The following is a 16,341-nucleotide window of genomic DNA, read 5'->3' on the forward strand; positions in this document are numbered from 1 at the left end:
GAATATTTGATGTCACTCAAGGTACGATAAAAGCTCGACAAAAGTGCGATAACAATAGGATGTTATTGCACTTTTTGTTACTTTACGGTTAACAGTTTTACTTAGGACAACACTCACACTTATGGATACTATCCTTATCGTCGATGACAATCATGCCATCTGCCAAGCCCTAGGTTTGATGCTAGAACTCAATGATTATCGGGTGCTGATTTGCCATAGCCCAGAGGACGCCCTTGGGTTATTGGCGACTCAAGATGTGGATTTAGTGATCCAAGATATGAACTTTACCCGAGATACCACCTCGGGTGAGGAAGGTCGGCAGCTGTTTTACGCCCTGCGCGAACGCCAAGGGGATTTGCCGATTATTTTGATGACGGCGTGGACGCAACTCGAAACGGCAGTTGAATTAGTCAAAGCGGGCGCTGCCGATTATATGGGCAAACCTTGGGATGACGCTAAGCTACTCAATAGCATCACTAATCTGATTGCGCTTTATAAACTCTCCCGTGCTAACCACCGCTTGGAGCGAGTGAATCATCAACGCCAAGTGGCGATCGCCGATGCGGATCTCTGCGGTATTGTCTTTGGCAGCGGTGCTATGCAGCGTTGCATTGATTTAGCCTTGCAACTGGCGCGCTCCGATGTGTCGGTCTTGATCTCTGGCCCCAATGGCGCGGGTAAAGACAAGCTTGCCGATATTCTTCACGCCAATTCACCCTTAAAAAACAAACCTTTTATCAAGGTCAATGTCGGCGCCTTGCCGATGGATTTATTAGAGGCCGAGCTGTTTGGTGCCGAGGCGGGCGCTTTTACTGGCGCGACTAAAGCGCGTATTGGCCGTTTCGAAGCGGCAGACGGCGGCACGCTGTTTTTAGATGAAATTGGCAATTTACCTTTGTCTGGGCAAGTGAAATTATTGCGGGTGCTACAAACCGGCGAATTTGAACGCTTAGGAAGCCATAAAACCCAGAAAGTAAAAGTGCGGGTGATCAGTGCGACCAATGCGGATCTGGCCCAAGATATCGCCGAAGGGCGATTCCGTGAGGATTTGTTTTACCGCTTAAACGTGATTGAACTGGCATTGCCACCGCTGAATCAACGCACCGATGACATTTTACCTTTAGTACAGCATTTTATTGGCAGCGATTTTAGCTTGAGTAAACCTGCGTTGCAGGCGTTATTACAGCACCGCTGGCCGGGAAATGTGCGCGAGCTTGAAAACGCCTGTAAGCGGGCCGTATTGTTGGCGCAAAGCCATGTGTTGACTGAAGCTGACTTTGGTTTGGTGACTGTTGCGAGTGTTATAAAATCTGCTTCCAGTGTTTCATCTGTATCTGAGTTGCGGCTATCAGGCTTGAGACAGTCTGATCCTCTGCCTGTTTATTCGCCCGCTTCCATCCCCGTAAATACCGCATTTTATCATGAGTCTGTTCGTGCCCAAGTGTCGGATGCCAATGAGGCGATAGACGTGAGTCGAGAAGATATCGAAGCGGCGTTAAAACAGCATCATGGCGTAATTGCTCGGGTGGCAAAAGCGCTTGGACTCAGTCGCCAAGCGCTGTATCGGCGGATGGACAAGTTTGGTTTAGATAAGTCATAGGCTAAGTGCAGATGCTAGGGTAAAGGCTATCGATTAAGGAATCTGAGTGTTAATTCGAACTAAACTTATCATTTTTTCAATGGCTTGCTGCGCCTTTGGCGTCTTGCTGAGTTTTGCTTTGGTGAAGTATATCTCACCCTATGCTTCGTATGTTGCCACGTCTAACACGATTGAAATCCCTGATGTGAATGTGCAACTCGATTTTGCGGAGCTGGAGAAAACGGTCGCCTCCATCGAATTCGCCCTTAACAATAGTGAGCAATTGCAGGAGGCTGCGGCGATGCAAGCGCACCAGAGGGCCGAGCAGATTAAGGCCGAGCTGCAAAAGCTTGAACAACTTAAACAAGAGCAGTTACAAATAAAACTCTTCAAGTTAGAACAACTTAAAGAAGGGCTGTTTAATTCTATTCCTCATGTGGTTGAGCCTTTACGTGTAGAACCGCTATCTATTTTACCGCCCAAAGCACCTGTATCTCCTGCGATATCCGCTGAGATAGCTAAGGGAGAGCGTGTCTCGAGTTTGACCTTAGGTGAAGGTTTGATCGTGTTGTTTCTCGCTTGTGCTGTCTGTGGTTTAGGTATTGCTTGGTTGACTCGACATCTCGGCCGCAGTTTAGATTCCCTTGAAGTCGGCTTGCTAAATTTTAGTGATAATGACTTTAGTGTGAGTATTCCTGAACATGGCGAAGGTCAGCTCAAAACCTTAGCGCAGTTATTTAACCATAGCGCTGCTAAATTACGCCAAGAAAGGCAGTACATTTACCAGCGGGAGTTATTACTGGATAAGGTGATTCAAAGTTCTCCCAATGTGATGTTGTTACTGGATGATCATCAGCGGCTCATTTACGCCAATGATGCGGCGCGTCACCTATTCCATAAAAAGGGCAGAATGGAAGGCTTGAGCCTAGATGAATTGCTGGTGGATTTGCCCGAAGTATTGGCCTTGGCGCTTAAACATGAAAAGAACGGACTCTTCGCCATGGGTGAAGATGATGTGGAAACTTGGTATTTAAGTCGCGGCCAATTTTTATTGAATAACCAACAGCATAACTTGATTTTGCTCAAGCAGATGACCCGCGAGCTCAATCGTCAAGAGGTGGCAGTGTGGAAGAAAGTGATCCGCATTATTAGCCATGAACTCAATAACTCAGTCGCGCCCATCGCCTCTATGGTGAACTCCGGCCGACTGCTCACCAAAGATATTGATAATCCGAAGTTAACTTTGATTTTCGATACTATCGAGAATCGTACCAGTCATCTAAGCCAGTTTATCTTCAACTATGCTCGTTTTGCTAAGTTGCCGCTCCCGCAACGGCGTCAGGTGAATTGGACGCAATTTACTGCCCAGTTAACTCAGCATTATCCCTTTAAACTCACTCATGAGTTACCTGAGATTGATGGTTTTTTCGATCAAGGACAGATGGAGCAAGTGCTCCTTAATTTACTTAAAAACGCCCATGAATCTGGCTCAAACCCCGAGGAGGTCACCCTGTCGATTCGGTATCAAACCTTAGTGGATGGTGCCGGTTTTAGTATTGTGATTGAGGATCGCGGCGCAGGTATGTCTGGTGAAGTATTAGAGCAGGCGCTACTGCCGTTTTACTCAACAAAACAATCAGGTACAGGCTTAGGTTTACCTTTGTGCCGTGAAATTATCGAAGCCCACGATGGCAGTATTAGCATGCATAATCGCAGTGACGGTGGCCTGTTGGTTCGACTATGGTTACCACAATAATGCTCGCGTTTTGAATAAACACCGTAATGCGACTCTTAAGTCGCATTTTTTATTGCTTATCTTATCCGCTTGTTTAAAGCATAACTCCTATCCTCAACTGCCTCTTGGTGTATTAGCCAAATGGGCTATTTTTGCCTTTTTACCTTAGCTCTTCGGGCTAATTTGCCCCCCAGCGTAATGACGGGAGATCTTTAACCCTGTTAACCTGTTTTATCGAAAATTTGCGTTAAAACTCACCTTGTTCTAACAGAGGTTAGCGCGGTTTTTAAGGTTCGATTAAAAAGGTTAAGGAGGGATAAGTGAAACAGTTAAAACAGCGTCTGCTTACTTACGTTTTATGTCCATTCCTGCTGCTGGCTTCCCCTATCACTATTGCCGATAACGACATTGAAATTAGTGGCTTAGTAATAGATAGAACCTTGACTCGGTTTGGTAAGGACTTTGGCTTTTACTATTCAAGCTATTGGCGCGAATTGCCCTTTACCCAAGGCTTTAACGTCACTCTATATGAGACAGTGTTTCCACAGGCTGGAACCGTTTTAACCTTAGAGGTAAACGGGACTCGAATTTACACCACCCATTTTGGTCGTCGTGCAAATCCGATTAAAGAGAGCGCAGAGCAGGCGATTTTGCTTACGATTGATTATTTAGCACAAGTCAGAGCCAATGCAATAACAGGTGATTTTTCAGGAACATCGGACGACTTTTAGGATAATAATAATGACATACAGGACGTTACTTGCTCTTGTCACGCTATGTGTGGCAAGCAGTGGCCAAGCCACTGAATTGATTTATACGCCAGTGAATCCCAGTTTTGGCGGCAATCCACAAAATGGGGCTTTTCTATTAAATAAAGCCCAAGCCCAGAATGACAATAAATCTACCTCGACCGAGAAGGACTTTGTCACCCGTTTTAAAGAATCCCTAGAGCGTAATATCATTAACTCAATCACCCGCGGTGTTGCTGATGGTGAAATTACCGATGGTGTTTACGATACCGGTGATTTTCGGATTGAAGTGGCTTCAACGGGAAATGGCGTGATGCTAACTATTACTAATACTGAAACCGGTGAAGTCACTGTGATTGAAATGCCGACATTTGGAGGAGTCAACTAATGGCCCGTCTAGTGTTAGTGAGTTTATTACTGCTAAGTGTGTCGGCCTGTAGCCTGATCTCCAAACCCGATTTAAATATCACGGCTGCCGAGGTTAACCCCTTGAGTGAGGTGATGCGTGGGCTGCAAACTCAACCAGGACCTAAGTTTCCTATCCCTGTGGCCGTGTATTCCTTTCGCGATCAAACTGGCCAATATAAGCCGCAGGCTAACGTGAGTTCGTTTTCGACCGCGGTTACTCAGGGCGCAACATCGATGTTGATGCAGACTTTGCTCGACTCAAAATGGTTTACACCCGTTGAGCGTGAAGGGCTACAAAATTTGCTTACCGAGCGTAAGATCAGCAACAAACAGAGCGGTACTAAGGGCGATGAAGTGCCCGTATTATCCACCGCCAGATTGTTACTCGAAGGTGGGGTGATTAGTTATGAGACCAACACTAGCACTGGTGGTAGCGGTGTCGAATACTACGGTATTGGCGCCTCTGAAATGTACCGTGAAGATCTGGTGACCATTTATCTACGCGCCGTGGATGTACACACAGGTAAAGTCATGATGTCGGTCTCAACCAGCAAACGTGTTTTATCCCAAGAAATGCGTGCGGGCTTGTTCCGTTACACGAGTTTAAATCGACTCGCTGAGGCTGAAGTCGGTTTTACTACCAATGAGCCAGTGCAATTTTGCGTATTACAAGCCATTGAATTGGCGGTCGCTGAGCTGATTGATAAGGGCATCAAACAAGGTTACTGGAGCCCAACTCAAGTGGCGCAGCCAGCAGAAAAAGCCCAGGAGTTGAGTCAGGGCTAGGTGCCTGAAAGTCGGTATTAGATGCTAGAGCAAAGCAGGCTTCTGCTTTAGCACTTAGTCGCGATAGCGAAAAAGAAAACCGAGCCAGTTAAGCTGACTCGGTTTTTTATTGCAGTTATTGCAGCAGTCAGTTGATATTTGGCTATTTTAGTCCGTTTGCATGGCCTTCCAAAACAGTTCAAAACTGGCATCGCGGTATGTTCTATCTGTCCCCAAGTGCGGATTATCGATAAAGAAACGCGTTGCTGCTAGATATTGGCCGTGGCAGTTTTCTAGCATCAATTCCACTGGATAATGGGCGATTAGCCCCATCATTTGTCCCTGCTTAATGAGTTCGCTAATAAAGCCTAAGATGCTATTCATCGCTTGATCGCGCACCTTAGCAGCAATCATGGGCGACATTGAATATTGCTGAAAAAACAGTTGTTTGACAGGGTTATCCAGCGACCAATCTATCGCACTTTGCCATAGTTGTAGGGCATTGTGTTTAAGATCGCTGCCCTTATGGGTGTTTAACAGTAAGGCATCGGCAAATTCTTGTTTTATTGTAAGAAACAAAGATTCCATCAAGGCTTCCTTAGAAGGGAAGTGATGGAACAAGGTGCCCGTTGCTACACCTGCTTGTTTCGCAATCGAGGCGGTGGACGTGCCATGAAATCCTTGGCTGACAAAGAGCGCTAAAGCAGTATCGAGAATAGCTTGGCGTTTATCAGTCATGGTTTTAATGGGTTGTGTTGTTGATGGTTTATTCAAGATTTATCCCCCAATGACTAGCGCAAAAATAGCTTCATTAAGATGCGCTGGATAAAAGTGCCGTAGGGCGGGTGCACAAATTTGCCTGTGTTGAATCGGCCACGGCTGAGTACCGTTTTAGCATGGCTGAAGGTCAAAAAGCCTTCCTTGCCATGGTAATGCCCCATGCCCGACGGGCCTATTCCGCCAAAGGGCGCATCGTCGGCGGCGACATGAAACACGGTTTCATTGATACAAACACCGCCAGAATGGGTCTGCTGGAGGATCTTTTGCTGAGTTGGCTCATCGAAACTCATCACATAAAGCGCTAAGGGTCTGGCTCTGTGGTTGATGTACTGAATCGCTTCATCTAAGGTGTCGTAGCTAATAATCGGTAACAATGGGCCAAAAATTTCCTCTTGCATCAATAGCATGTCTTCACTGGTGTGAGTTATCAACTGAGTTGCGAGTTTACGATGTTGGCTATCTATGGCTTCGTCAGTTGCTGAAATAACACGGGCACCTTTTGCTTTGGCGTCTTCGAGCACTGTCATCAAGCGGTCAAACTGACGTGTATTAATGATGCTGCCATAGTCCTTATTGTGGTTAATGGTGCCGTACATGGCCTTAAACTTAGCTTGGTAGGCGGCGATAAAGTCATCCACCTTGGTTTTAGGGCAAAGCACATAATCAGGGGCTACGCAGATTTGTCCGGCATTCAAACACTTACCGTAAATCATTCGTTCTACTGCTATCTCAAGCGGCATATCGGGGGCGATAATCACAGGCGATTTACCACCCAATTCGAGTGTTACTGGGGTGAGATTATTCGCTGCGGCGCGCATCACATGGCGGCCGACTGTGGTCGAGCCTGTAAAGAGTAAATGATCGAAGGGCAGGGCAGAAAATTGGGCGGCAATGTCCGCCTCACCTTCAACAACCGCCACGTGGGATTCATCGAAGACTTGTGCCAATAACCGTTTGATCACTTGGTTGGTCGCTGGGGTAAATTCTGACATTTTGAGCATGGCATGATTACCCGCGGCAATAGCAGTCACTAGCGGGCCAATTGACAGCATGACGGGGAAATTCCAAGGCACGATAATACCGATCACCCCCAAAGGTTGATAATGCACTGTGACTTTGGCGGGTGCGAGTAAGATGCCCGCATGGCGAGCGCTGGGCTTGAGCCATTTTTTGAGGTTTTTCAAGCTGTAATTGATGTTGTTGATGACAGGCATAATGTCTGAGATCAGGCTGTCATCAATCGATCTATGGCCGTAGTCTTGGCTTAAGGCTTCGACTAAGGGTGTTTGAAATTGCAGTATGGCCGCCTTAAGTCGAGTTAATTGCTCCACTCGCGTAGCGTAATTAGGATTCGGCGCCGCTAAATAACTGCTGCGTTGGCGTTGGAGCAACTGAGTCAGTGGCGAAGTATTAAGGTGTTCGGTGGCCATATTCATAGTGGTTGCTCCAAGGGAAATGGTAGGCTGAGTCTTATTCGGTACTTTATTTAAGTAATCGTCTAGATTGAGTCTTTTATTAAATCAGTACCGACTGATTAGTCGGTTTATCCTAGCTTGCTTAGTGAGATGGTGCAAGGTATCTGGTGTATTTTTGAGCAAGATCACGGCTTGTTGTGGCGTTAGCTTTTACACTAAATCAAGGGTTGTTACATAAGGAGTATGTATGGCATTGTTAAAGCACGGAATTTCGATTGGTATTGAGCGTTACGGTGATGATGATTTTTTCGTTACCTTTAAAGCTATCGGTACCTTAACTCATCAAGACTACGAAATGATGGTGCCTGTGTTGGAGTCTGCATTAGCTGGGGTGAAAGATCCTGATATCTTTGCCTTGGTAGATGTCACCGAGTTGGAAGGCTTGGAACTACAGGCCGCTTGGGACGATCTCAAACTTGGGGTGAAGCATATTCGTCATTTCGAGAAAATAGCTATCGTCGGTAAGACGACTTTGCAGGAAGTGTTGGCTAAATTGGCAAACTGGTTTACGCCTGCTGAGGTAAGGTTTTTTGTTGATAATGGCGATGCTGTTGCTTGGCTAAGAGACTAAGGTTGTGAGATGAAGTTTGTGGTCTGCCAATGCGCTAAATCGGGCGTTATAGCAGCACAGTAAAGATTCACCCAGCAATCCATTCGCGCCATAGAAGGAGTACAAATTATGCGTACAGGTCAAATACTCTGGCCCACAGATTTTTCGGAAACTGCGGCCCATGCACTGAGTTATGCCATTGAAATGGCTAATCTATACCATGTAGGGCTAAAAATCTTACATGTGGTTGAACAGCCGATCGGTGATGAAAACTTTATGATTCTATCTATTACCCCTGAAGAGCTTGCTAAAAGCATGGAGGAAGCGGCGGCAACTAAAATGCGAGCACTATTGGATGGATTGAATACTGAGCTTCCTATCACTACCTTGATCCGCCGTGGCGATCCTGTCTATCAAATTTTAGAAGAGGCCAACAGTAAAGACATTGGCATGGTAGTAATTGCTAGCCATGGCCGAACTGGGATTTCGCATTTTTTACACACCAATGTCTCAGAAGCGGTGGCGAATGGTGCAGCTTGTCCTGTGCTTGTGGTTAAGTAACTGGCTTTGACTCTATAAATCCAAAGGGCGCTTATAGCGTCCTTTCTTTTTGATTGATAAAGAATAATTAATTGAAATGGGTACGTAAGAAGCATAGCAAACTGCTATAAAATAGTGGTATTTTGGCCTTAATAATTAGCTTAATTAAAAACTCAAATGATGGATAAGCTTATGCGTACTCAAGAAGTGTTATGCCCTACGGATTTTTCATCCACTGCGGCCCATGCGTTAAAATATGCGGTTGAAATGGCAAATGTTTATCACGTCGATATTCGGTTGTTGCATGTGACTAGCCCTGCCCGTGGCGCCCATTGTTATGGTATTGCGGTCGATATTCCCGCTACATTGGAAAATGAACTCAAAGCTTTCGTTGATGCAAAAATGCAAAGTTTGCAGCAGGAAATGCAGCAGAACCTTACCGAAGGGCTCAATATTAAGTTAGTCGTGCGCCATGGTGATGCTATTGATGAGATTTTAGCGGAAGCCGTTGATGTAGGCATGGTGGTTATCGCTAGTCATGGGAGCAGCGGTTTAGCTGACTTTTTAAAACCCCACGTTACACAGGATATTGTTAAGTACGCTAAGTGCCCTGTGTTGGTGGTGAAATAACACTATGGGATAAGTTTAGTAGGAATCATTTTTGATCATTTTAGGTTCTGTTAACTTAGTCGACGCCTCGGCTTCATTGTCAAATGACATCAGGCGTCGATACTTTTCCTGCAGAGCCACTAAGCTACCATCTTGGGTAATTTGTTTGAGTCCCGCATTAAAATCATCCCGAATTTGTTCACTAAGAAACGCGAACTTGTATTCTGTAGGTGGGAATATTTGGTGGCAAATCGCCTGTTGTTTTAAGTCTTTCTCAGTGAGTTTGCCCTCAAGATAGGCCTGCTTTAAGTAGTATTTGAAAATATTTTTATCCATCACAACGACATCGGCCCTGCGCTTCATCAGCATATAAACCTGCTGCACTTGCCTCGCTTGTTCTTGGTAGCCGCTATTGGTCTTAACCATGTTGGCAAACTCTTCCCCCAGTAACGATGATGCACGTTGAAAGGCGACGACTTGTTTGTTGTTTAAATCGTTTATGTTATTGATATTAAATTGATTACTCTCGAGACTGATGGCGCAGTTTTGGTAGGTTATCGCAACGTTGGAATAAAAAACGTTGTTAATCATTCCTTCTTTGATGTTGATGATGCCATCGAGTTTACCCTCCCTGAGTTCATGGAAAGTGCGCGCCAGTGGTAAGTAGTGGATAGAAGCTGTATGGCCTTTAACGGCGAGGGCTTGGTTAAGTAATTCGAGTTCGATCCCGCTATTGGTTGCTTGGATGACATAGGGCGGGATAGACAGGCTGACGCCTATCTTAATTTCAGCCGCTTGGCTGAGCTGAGCGCCGCATAAGATGAGTAACCCCATCAATTTATAGCGGTTACGACGAGCCACTGAGCTATTTGGCTTATTTAGTTTATGCGCCATAAGTTACCAACACCTCCGCGGTATACACTTGTAACTGTGTTTGATACTCGCCAAGTCATTCCATGACTTTCTTGAGTAAGTGTAGTGTGTCTGTGAACTCAGCACGGCTTTATTTATCAAATACACATTAACGCTTTAACCTATTACAGGCTCAAAAGGATGAGCCCGGTTCAGTCAGAAAAGCAATTTCTTCCGCCGTAGACTCCCTGCCTAAGATAATATTTCTATGTGGATAGCGGCCAAACCTGTCGATAATCGCTTTATGGCGCAGTTCAAACGCGAGGTTTGTTATCGCAGCTTCGCGATTAAACAGTTTTACTGCTACTTGGTGAATGGCTGCCGATTCGCTGTGCATATAGGGCATAAATAGAAAAGGGACTTGTTTGGATTTTAGTGCTGTGTCGACCCGTTGGGCAACGGCCTCTTGGGCGAGCACTAGGGCTATCGCATCGGCTTCGAATGCGGCAGGCGTATTGCGGTAAATATTACGGGAGAATTGATCGAGCACTATGATCTCAGCTAATCGACCTTGAGGCGTGATTCGCCAATGTGAAAGCTCTCCCCGTTTAGCTTGAAGTAGTACACCTTCGAAGCGCTGTTTGATCTGGGTATCAAATTCAACATCTTTAATCCACCAAAGCTTTGGGTCAATGTTTTCAAACCAAAATGTCAGTATTTGGTCTGCTGTGATTGTCTGGCTCATTTTAGCCTTTCTTCATAGGTGTTGAGTGATATTAGAAATAACAGTTGTTGGGGGAGGATGACAAGTCGTTTTGTTTGATTTAAGTGCAGATTTGTTATCTGATGATCTTGTCGCGAACCGTAAGTATTTAGTATTGGCTATTGCCTTATTGACTGAATATAAAGTAGTTTTGATGATAATTACTTTTGTTTCCAGACAGGTCATCCTATGTCACTTTCAATGCCAGCATCCGAACAGGTTTCAAAGCAAAATAAGGCGTTTCTGCGTAAGTTATATTTGGCGCATTTAATGGATGATGACCGCCATAATCTATTATCACTCAATAAGTTAACCGGAATGCCTCGCCGAACTTTACAGGACGCTATCGCAGCTTTTGAGGATATAGGTATTCGAGTCGAGTTTGTGCAGGAAGGCAGCCGTAACAATTCAGGTTATTACCGCATAGTCACCTGGGGGCCGATCAGCAGCGCTTGGGTCGATACTCATCTAAGCGAAATCGCTGAGCTGATAGGATTTTACGAGAAGTCAATTTAAACGCTGTTTGTTACCAAGGACGAATTTGAGAACTCTTCAACTGTTAGGTTTTATTCTTGCCATCGCAGGCGTCATTTTGGGATATATAACGCTAGCATCTATTGACGGTCAAACATCTGAAGCTTCTGCTGGGGCTGCGGGTTTAGGCATGATTTTTATGGTATTACCAGCCTTTGGCTGTTCTGCGTTAATGTTGGTACCTTCTTCTTTAACATTATGCAAATCAGAAGTAAGGCTACGTACATATTTTAAAGGGAGTTTTTGGTTGAGTCTGTGGAAATTGAATTTAGTTATTTCTGCTGTATATATTCTTGTTACTCTTTATGTAGGCTATTTATGGCTATAAATCAGCATTGGTCGCTAACGAGTGAATCATCTTGTTCATAACGTGTTCATTTTTTAGACTTGACCTTCAACGCGAGTCTCACCCGAGGATATTGCATTCGTTTGCATTGATGGATGAGAATTTCCCTTCACTATTCCCCTTGCCAATTTTCTGGCCTGACCAGCCTAAACTCCCTATAATCGGCTGCAAATGTTATCACGTTACATAGTGTTCACATCTAAATACCCTACATACTTAAAATAAAAAGGAACCTTGTTCCATGTTAGAAAAACTGTTCAAACTGAAACAAAATCAAACGAGCCTCAAGCAGGAAGCGGTCGCAGGTTTGACAACATTTATGACGATGGCCTACATCATTTTTGTGAACCCAATGATGTTAGCCGATGCGGGCATGGACCATGGAGCTGTATTTGTGGCGACCTGTTTGGCGGCGGCTGTCGGCTGTTTGGTTATGGGGCTGATGGCGAATTATCCCATTGCGCTTGCTCCAGGTATGGGACTTAATGCCTTTTTTACCTACACAGTCGTGGGTGAAATGGGTTACAGCTGGGAGACTGCGTTAGGCGCGGTATTCCTGTCGGGAATTTGCTTTTTAATCTTGTCCTTAGTGCGTATTCGAGAATGGATTGTAAATAGTATTCCCATGTCGTTACGTATCGGTATTGCTGCAGGTATTGGTTTGTTTCTTGCCCTGATTGGCCTTAAGAGCGCCGGTATTGTGGTGGCAAGTCCTGCTACGCTAGTGACGCTGGGCGATATCACGGCATTTCCGGCGGTTATGGCTGTGCTGGGCTTTTTCCTCATTATTGCTATGGTGCAGCGGGGAATGAAGTCGGCGGTGATTGCCAGCATTCTGATTATCACTGGCCTAGGATTAGTGTTTGGTGATGTGCAGTATCAGGGTATTGTATCAATGCCACCTTCAATCGCACCTACATTTATGAAGATGGATTTATCCCAAGTATTTGAAGTAACTATGCTATCAGTCGTTTTTGCCTTCTTATTTGTGGATCTCTTCGATACCTCTGGCACTTTAGTGGCGGTTGCACAGCGCGGTGGTTTTCTCGATGATAAAGGCCGTTTACCACGTCTGAATCGTGCCTTAACCGCTGACAGTTTAGCAACGATTGCGGGGGCGGCTTTTGGCACTTCCACCACGACAAGTTATATCGAAAGCACCGCGGGTGTGAGCGCGGGTGGTCGTACTGGTTTAACGGCCGTTGTGGTGGGATTACTCTTTATTGCTGCGTTATTTTTATCGCCATTGGCGGGGATGATCCCGGCTTATGCAACTGCGGGCACACTGTTTTATGTAGCGATTTTGATGATGTCGGGACTGGTGCATGTCGAATGGGAAGATTTGACTGAAGCCGCGCCTGTGGTGGTTGTGTGTATATTAATGCCGCTAACGTTTTCTATCGCGACGGGCATTGCCTTTGGGATCATCTCATATGCAGCAATCAAATTACTCACAGGTCGCTTTAGCGATCTTAATGTGGGCATTTTAGTATTAGCCGCATTGTTTGTAGCTAAGTTTGTCTATGGTTGATGCTGTCGATTAATTCACCTGTACAGTAAAAACTCGCAGCGTAGATTGTTTACATTTTTTGAGGGCCATCTAATCGATGGCCCTTTTTAATGCGCGATTCTAAGCAAAAACGAAAATTTATCTCGAGTTAATAACTCCTTGCTACCAATTACTCAGCGGATTAGGTATAAGGATTGTTCGGTTATTTTGTTACAAATGAATAATGAACTTAAGTGAGATTGCGTATCGCCGCGTGGTAGTGAAGTTAGGGACGAGTGTGCTGACCTCTGGCAGTAAACAGCTAGATAAAGCCCACATGGTTGAGCTTGCTCGTCAAATGGCCGCACTGATGAAGTCAGGGGTCGAAGTCGTATTATGCACCTCAGGGGCAATTGCCGCTGGGCGTGAACATCTCCAATACCCGACACTGCCCGACACTATGGCCAATAAGCAATTGTTAGCCGCTGTCGGGCAAAGTCAGTTGATCCTCGCTTGGTCACAACTCTTTAGTATTTATGGGCTGCATGTCGGCCAATTGCTGCTGACCCGTGCCGATTTGCAGGATAGGGAGCGTTACCTCAACGCCCGCGACACGCTCAATGCCTTGCTGGCGAATAATATTGTGCCGATCATCAATGAAAACGATGCCGTTGCCACTAATGAAATCAAAGTCGGTGATAACGACAATCTATCGGCCCGTGCCGCGCTGTTGTGTGATGCCGATTTATTGATTTTATTGACGGATCAAAAAGGCTTATTTGATGCCGATCCGCGCACGAACCCGAATGCTAAGTTGATCTCCCAAGTCGTCAAGATTGACGATAGTCTGCGTATGCTGGCGGGCGGTTCTGTATCGGGTTTAGGCACGGGTGGTATGTCGACTAAATTGGAAGCGGCGGATATTGCTCGCCGTGCTGGCATCGAAGTGGTTATCGCCTCTGGCCATCACCCAGATGTGATCAAAAAAGTGGTCGCCAAAGAGTCCGTCGGTACTCACTTTAGTGCCATCGAAAACCCGCTCGAAAGCCGCAAACAGTGGATTCTAGCAGGACCTGCGACTCAAGGTTCTTTAGTGCTTGATGCGGGCGCGGTCAAAGCCGTGACTGACAAGGGCCGCAGTCTATTGTCTAAAGGTATCGTAGGTGTTAAAGGTCAGTTTGAACGTGGTGCAACGCTACAATTAGTTGATCAACAGGGTAAAGTGATTGCTAAAGGGATGACACGATACTGTGGCCAAGCCCTGAGTTTGATTGCGGGCAAGCATTCCGACGAGATCGAGTCTGTACTCGGTTACGATTATGGTGACGCAATAGTGCACCGCAACGACATGGTTGTCTTATAAGCGAGGTCTATTTTGAGTCAAATGAATCAAGATCAGTATTTACAGCAACTTGGCCAAAATGCCAAACAGGCCAGTTATGCTTTAGCCAACTTAACGGCGAGCCAAAAGGCTGACTTACTCGAAGCTATTGCCGATGCGCTAACGGCAAACTCCGCCGCCATTTTAGCGGCTAATGCTAAAGACGTTGCCGCCGCTAAGAACGATGGATTAACGGAGGCGATGATCGACAGACTGTTGCTCGATGATGCGCGTTTAGCGGGCATTATCGGTGATATCAGCGATGTGATCCGCCTTGCTGATCCCGTGGGCGAAGAGTTTGGCAGCAAGTTATTAGATAACGGTTTAAGGCTGACTCGTCGCCGCGTACCGCTGGGCGTGATTGGGGTTATCTACGAGGCGCGCCCGAATGTGACTGTCGATATCGCGGTACTTGCCCTTAAAACGGGTAATGCGGTGATCCTCCGTGGCGGTAAAGAAACCCTTGAATCGAATAAGCTTATCAGCGAAGTGATCCGCGGCGCGATTGTCGCCCAAGGTTTGCCCATAGATGCGGTGCAATTTATTGATTCTTCAGACAGAGCCCTAGTGACAGGTTTACTTAAGCTCGATCAATATGTCGACATGATAGTGCCGCGCGGCGGTCAAGCATTGCAGCGCTTATGTGCCGAGCAAGCGACGATTCCAGTGATTTTAGGCGGCATTGGTATTTGCCACTTGTATGTCGATAAAAATGCCGACCTTGAGCGTGCCTTAGGCGTAATCGCTAATGCCAAAGTGCAGCGTCCAACTGTGTGCAATGCCCTTGATACCTTGCTGGTGGATGAGCGCGTGGCGAGCAGCTTTGTACCGCAAATTGCCGAATATCTGCATCGTCTAGGCGTGCGTTTTTCAGTTTGTGACACAAGTTTTAGTCTGCTGGATGGTTTAGGGTTCGATGTGGCGCTTGCTAAGTCTGAGGATTTTGGTATTGAATGGCTGTCATTAACCTTAGGCATTAAAGTTGTGAGCGATATCGATGCCGCCGTTAGTCATATTCGCCAGTATTCTAGCGGCCATTCGGAAGCCATTTTGACCGATGATATTCATGCAGCGGCGCACTTTATGAATGAAGTGAACTCAGCCGCCGTGTATGTGAATGCCAGTACTCGTTTTACCGATGGCGGTCAGTTTGGTCTTGGCGCTGAAGTGGCTGTTAGCACGCAAAAACTGCACGCCCGCGGTCCAATGGGGCTTGAGGCATTAACCACATATAAGTGGTTAGCTTGGGGTGATTACACCAGTCGTGTTTAGCGGTAAATACCGATAAACCCAAAGCCGTTAACCTACTACGTTGACGGCTTTTTTGTTTACGGTATCCAACTGAATAGCGACATCAATGTGTTTGGCTAACGAGTTTAGCTGCTTATGGTGAGCGGGGTATAAGTAGCAAGTAACCAGATACAGAAAAATATCGTCGACATAACAACAGTGAATTTACGAAAGGCCTTGATGTATTCCAAGGTATAAATAAAGTACTTTTCTTGTACTCTGCGAGTGAGTAAAACCGAAGGCAGCATAAAACTGCAATAGAGCATGACTACCATAGTGGTAAAACTGTTTCCCCAGAAATGCTCATAAATAAATAAGGCGATGCAGAGTAGCATGGCGCACCAACTGATAGGGCTGATGCTATTTTCTGGATTCCATTGGGTTGATTTTTCCATCTGACTATCCTTAGTCGATTTGTACCTCAGTACAATTTATAGACGGATATCTCGGCTTTATCAAACGCTTTCCACTTTAGACTCAGTACGCTGGCAGTTTG

General features: G+C 45.8%; 18 protein-coding genes. 13 read left to right on the forward strand and 5 right to left on the reverse strand.

The window, feature by feature from the left end; translation table 11 throughout:
* Nucleotides 1–121: 121 nt before the first annotated feature.
* From L5L97_RS16240 to L5L97_RS16260, 5 genes are all read left to right on the forward strand, one after another.
* Nucleotides 122–1,600 (forward strand): sigma-54-dependent transcriptional regulator, encoded by a 1,479-nt coding sequence (locus L5L97_RS16240; RefSeq protein WP_263182846.1) that lies wholly within the window; start codon nt 122–124, stop codon nt 1,598–1,600.
* A 46-nt stretch (nt 1,601–1,646) separates the two neighbouring features.
* Nucleotides 1,647–3,335, forward strand: a complete 1,689-nt coding sequence (locus L5L97_RS16245) for a sensor histidine kinase (protein ID WP_263182847.1) — start codon at nt 1,647–1,649, stop codon at nt 3,333–3,335.
* Between the two features lie 299 nt (nt 3,336–3,634).
* Nucleotides 3,635–4,045, forward strand: a complete 411-nt coding sequence (locus L5L97_RS16250; RefSeq protein WP_131523186.1) for a curli production assembly/transport protein CsgE — start codon at nt 3,635–3,637, stop codon at nt 4,043–4,045.
* A 10-nt stretch (nt 4,046–4,055) separates the two neighbouring features.
* Nucleotides 4,056–4,451, forward strand: a complete 396-nt coding sequence (locus tag L5L97_RS16255) for a curli assembly protein CsgF (protein WP_106649655.1) — start codon at nt 4,056–4,058, stop codon at nt 4,449–4,451.
* Nucleotides 4,451–5,257: a CsgG/HfaB family protein gene (locus tag L5L97_RS16260; RefSeq protein WP_105251644.1), complete on the forward strand. Its 807-nt coding sequence runs from the start codon at nt 4,451–4,453 to the stop codon at nt 5,255–5,257. The genes L5L97_RS16255 and L5L97_RS16260 overlap by 1 nt, the downstream gene beginning before the upstream one ends.
* A 147-nt stretch (nt 5,258–5,404) precedes the next feature.
* Here L5L97_RS16260 and L5L97_RS16265 read toward each other — a convergent pair whose 3' ends face one another.
* Together L5L97_RS16265 and L5L97_RS16270 are read right to left on the reverse strand one after the other, a co-directional pair.
* Nucleotides 5,405–6,010 (reverse strand): TetR/AcrR family transcriptional regulator, encoded by a 606-nt coding sequence (locus tag L5L97_RS16265; RefSeq protein ID WP_173243149.1) that lies wholly within the window; start codon nt 6,008–6,010, stop codon nt 5,405–5,407.
* Nucleotides 6,011–6,027: 17 nt separating this feature from the next.
* Nucleotides 6,028–7,452, reverse strand: a complete 1,425-nt coding sequence (locus tag L5L97_RS16270) for a coniferyl aldehyde dehydrogenase (RefSeq protein WP_173243152.1) — start codon at nt 7,450–7,452, stop codon at nt 6,028–6,030.
* Between the two features lie 226 nt (nt 7,453–7,678).
* Here L5L97_RS16270 and L5L97_RS16275 point away from each other — a divergent pair, with 226 nt between their 5' ends.
* The 3 genes from L5L97_RS16275 to L5L97_RS16285 all read left to right on the forward strand — a co-directional run bounded on the left by L5L97_RS16275 (nt 7,679) and on the right by L5L97_RS16285 (nt 9,211).
* Nucleotides 7,679–8,062 carry an STAS/SEC14 domain-containing protein gene (locus tag L5L97_RS16275; protein ID WP_028761699.1) on the forward strand — a complete coding sequence of 128 codons (384 nt, stop codon included), beginning with the start codon at nt 7,679–7,681 and terminating at the stop codon, nt 8,060–8,062.
* Between the two features lie 108 nt (nt 8,063–8,170).
* Entirely contained in the window at nt 8,171–8,602 is a 432-nt protein-coding gene (locus L5L97_RS16280; protein ID WP_028761700.1) for a universal stress protein, read from the forward strand.
* Nucleotides 8,603–8,773: 171 nt separating this feature from the next.
* The gene (locus L5L97_RS16285; protein WP_219251157.1) at nt 8,774–9,211 is read left to right on the forward strand and encodes a universal stress protein; all 438 of its coding nucleotides are present in this window, start codon (nt 8,774–8,776) and stop codon (nt 9,209–9,211) included.
* A 15-nt stretch (nt 9,212–9,226) separates the two neighbouring features.
* On the opposite strand, the gene L5L97_RS16290 is transcribed toward L5L97_RS16285, so the two are convergent.
* The gene (locus L5L97_RS16290; RefSeq protein ID WP_263182848.1) at nt 9,227–10,084 is read right to left on the reverse strand and encodes a substrate-binding periplasmic protein; all 858 of its coding nucleotides are present in this window, start codon (nt 10,082–10,084) and stop codon (nt 9,227–9,229) included.
* 151 nt (nt 10,085–10,235) lie between these two features.
* Nucleotides 10,236–10,787, reverse strand: coding sequence for a DUF924 family protein (locus L5L97_RS16295; protein ID WP_263182849.1), 552 nt, complete (start codon nt 10,785–10,787; stop codon nt 10,236–10,238).
* A 207-nt stretch (nt 10,788–10,994) separates the two neighbouring features.
* Between L5L97_RS16295 and L5L97_RS16300 the strand changes: the two genes are divergently transcribed.
* The 5 genes from L5L97_RS16300 to L5L97_RS16320 all read left to right on the forward strand — a co-directional run bounded on the left by L5L97_RS16300 (nt 10,995) and on the right by L5L97_RS16320 (nt 15,827).
* Nucleotides 10,995–11,321, forward strand: a complete 327-nt coding sequence (locus tag L5L97_RS16300) for a winged helix-turn-helix domain-containing protein (protein WP_263182851.1) — start codon at nt 10,995–10,997, stop codon at nt 11,319–11,321.
* A gap of 25 nt (nt 11,322–11,346) precedes the next feature.
* Entirely contained in the window at nt 11,347–11,667 is a 321-nt protein-coding gene (locus L5L97_RS16305; protein ID WP_168822716.1) for a carbon starvation protein CstA, read from the forward strand.
* Nucleotides 11,668–11,926: 259 nt separating this feature from the next.
* Nucleotides 11,927–13,216 (forward strand): NCS2 family permease, encoded by a 1,290-nt coding sequence (locus L5L97_RS16310; RefSeq protein ID WP_131523194.1) that lies wholly within the window; start codon nt 11,927–11,929, stop codon nt 13,214–13,216.
* Between the two features lie 202 nt (nt 13,217–13,418).
* Entirely contained in the window at nt 13,419–14,537 is a 1,119-nt protein-coding gene (gene proB, locus L5L97_RS16315) for a glutamate 5-kinase (protein WP_219251160.1), read from the forward strand.
* A 12-nt stretch (nt 14,538–14,549) separates the two neighbouring features.
* Nucleotides 14,550–15,827: a glutamate-5-semialdehyde dehydrogenase gene (locus tag L5L97_RS16320; RefSeq protein WP_263182852.1), complete on the forward strand. Its 1,278-nt coding sequence runs from the start codon at nt 14,550–14,552 to the stop codon at nt 15,825–15,827.
* 104 nt (nt 15,828–15,931) lie between these two features.
* Here L5L97_RS16320 and L5L97_RS16325 read toward each other — a convergent pair whose 3' ends face one another.
* Entirely contained in the window at nt 15,932–16,240 is a 309-nt protein-coding gene (locus tag L5L97_RS16325) for a hypothetical protein (protein WP_105251653.1), read from the reverse strand.
* Nucleotides 16,241–16,341: the final 101 nt, after the last annotated feature.

Origin of the sequence: Shewanella sp. SM71 (assembly GCF_025653905.1) — a bacterium.
GTDB classification, from domain to species: domain Bacteria; phylum Pseudomonadota; class Gammaproteobacteria; order Enterobacterales; family Shewanellaceae; genus Shewanella; species Shewanella oncorhynchi.

Excerpts from the sequence above, each read along its gene's own strand:
- L5L97_RS16275 (WP_028761699.1), top strand. The coding sequence starts at position 7,679 with ATGGCATTGTTAAAGCACGGAATTTCGATTGGTATTGAGCGTTACGGT.
- L5L97_RS16325 (WP_105251653.1), bottom strand. The coding sequence starts at position 16,240 with ATGGAAAAATCAACCCAATGGAATCCAGAAAATAGCATCAGCCCTATC.
- L5L97_RS16255 (WP_106649655.1), top strand. The coding sequence starts at position 4,056 with ATGACATACAGGACGTTACTTGCTCTTGTCACGCTATGTGTGGCAAGC.
- L5L97_RS16270 (WP_173243152.1), bottom strand. The coding sequence starts at position 7,452 with ATGAATATGGCCACCGAACACCTTAATACTTCGCCACTGACTCAGTTG.
- proB (WP_219251160.1), top strand. The coding sequence starts at position 13,419 with ATGAACTTAAGTGAGATTGCGTATCGCCGCGTGGTAGTGAAGTTAGGG.
- L5L97_RS16300 (WP_263182851.1), top strand. The coding sequence starts at position 10,995 with ATGTCACTTTCAATGCCAGCATCCGAACAGGTTTCAAAGCAAAATAAG.
- L5L97_RS16280 (WP_028761700.1), top strand. The coding sequence starts at position 8,171 with ATGCGTACAGGTCAAATACTCTGGCCCACAGATTTTTCGGAAACTGCG.
- L5L97_RS16285 (WP_219251157.1), top strand. The coding sequence starts at position 8,774 with ATGCGTACTCAAGAAGTGTTATGCCCTACGGATTTTTCATCCACTGCG.
- L5L97_RS16260 (WP_105251644.1), top strand. The coding sequence starts at position 4,451 with ATGGCCCGTCTAGTGTTAGTGAGTTTATTACTGCTAAGTGTGTCGGCC.
- L5L97_RS16310 (WP_131523194.1), top strand. The coding sequence starts at position 11,927 with ATGTTAGAAAAACTGTTCAAACTGAAACAAAATCAAACGAGCCTCAAG.
- L5L97_RS16295 (WP_263182849.1), bottom strand. The coding sequence starts at position 10,787 with ATGAGCCAGACAATCACAGCAGACCAAATACTGACATTTTGGTTTGAA.
- L5L97_RS16290 (WP_263182848.1), bottom strand. The coding sequence starts at position 10,084 with ATGGCGCATAAACTAAATAAGCCAAATAGCTCAGTGGCTCGTCGTAAC.
- L5L97_RS16240 (WP_263182846.1), top strand. The coding sequence starts at position 122 with ATGGATACTATCCTTATCGTCGATGACAATCATGCCATCTGCCAAGCC.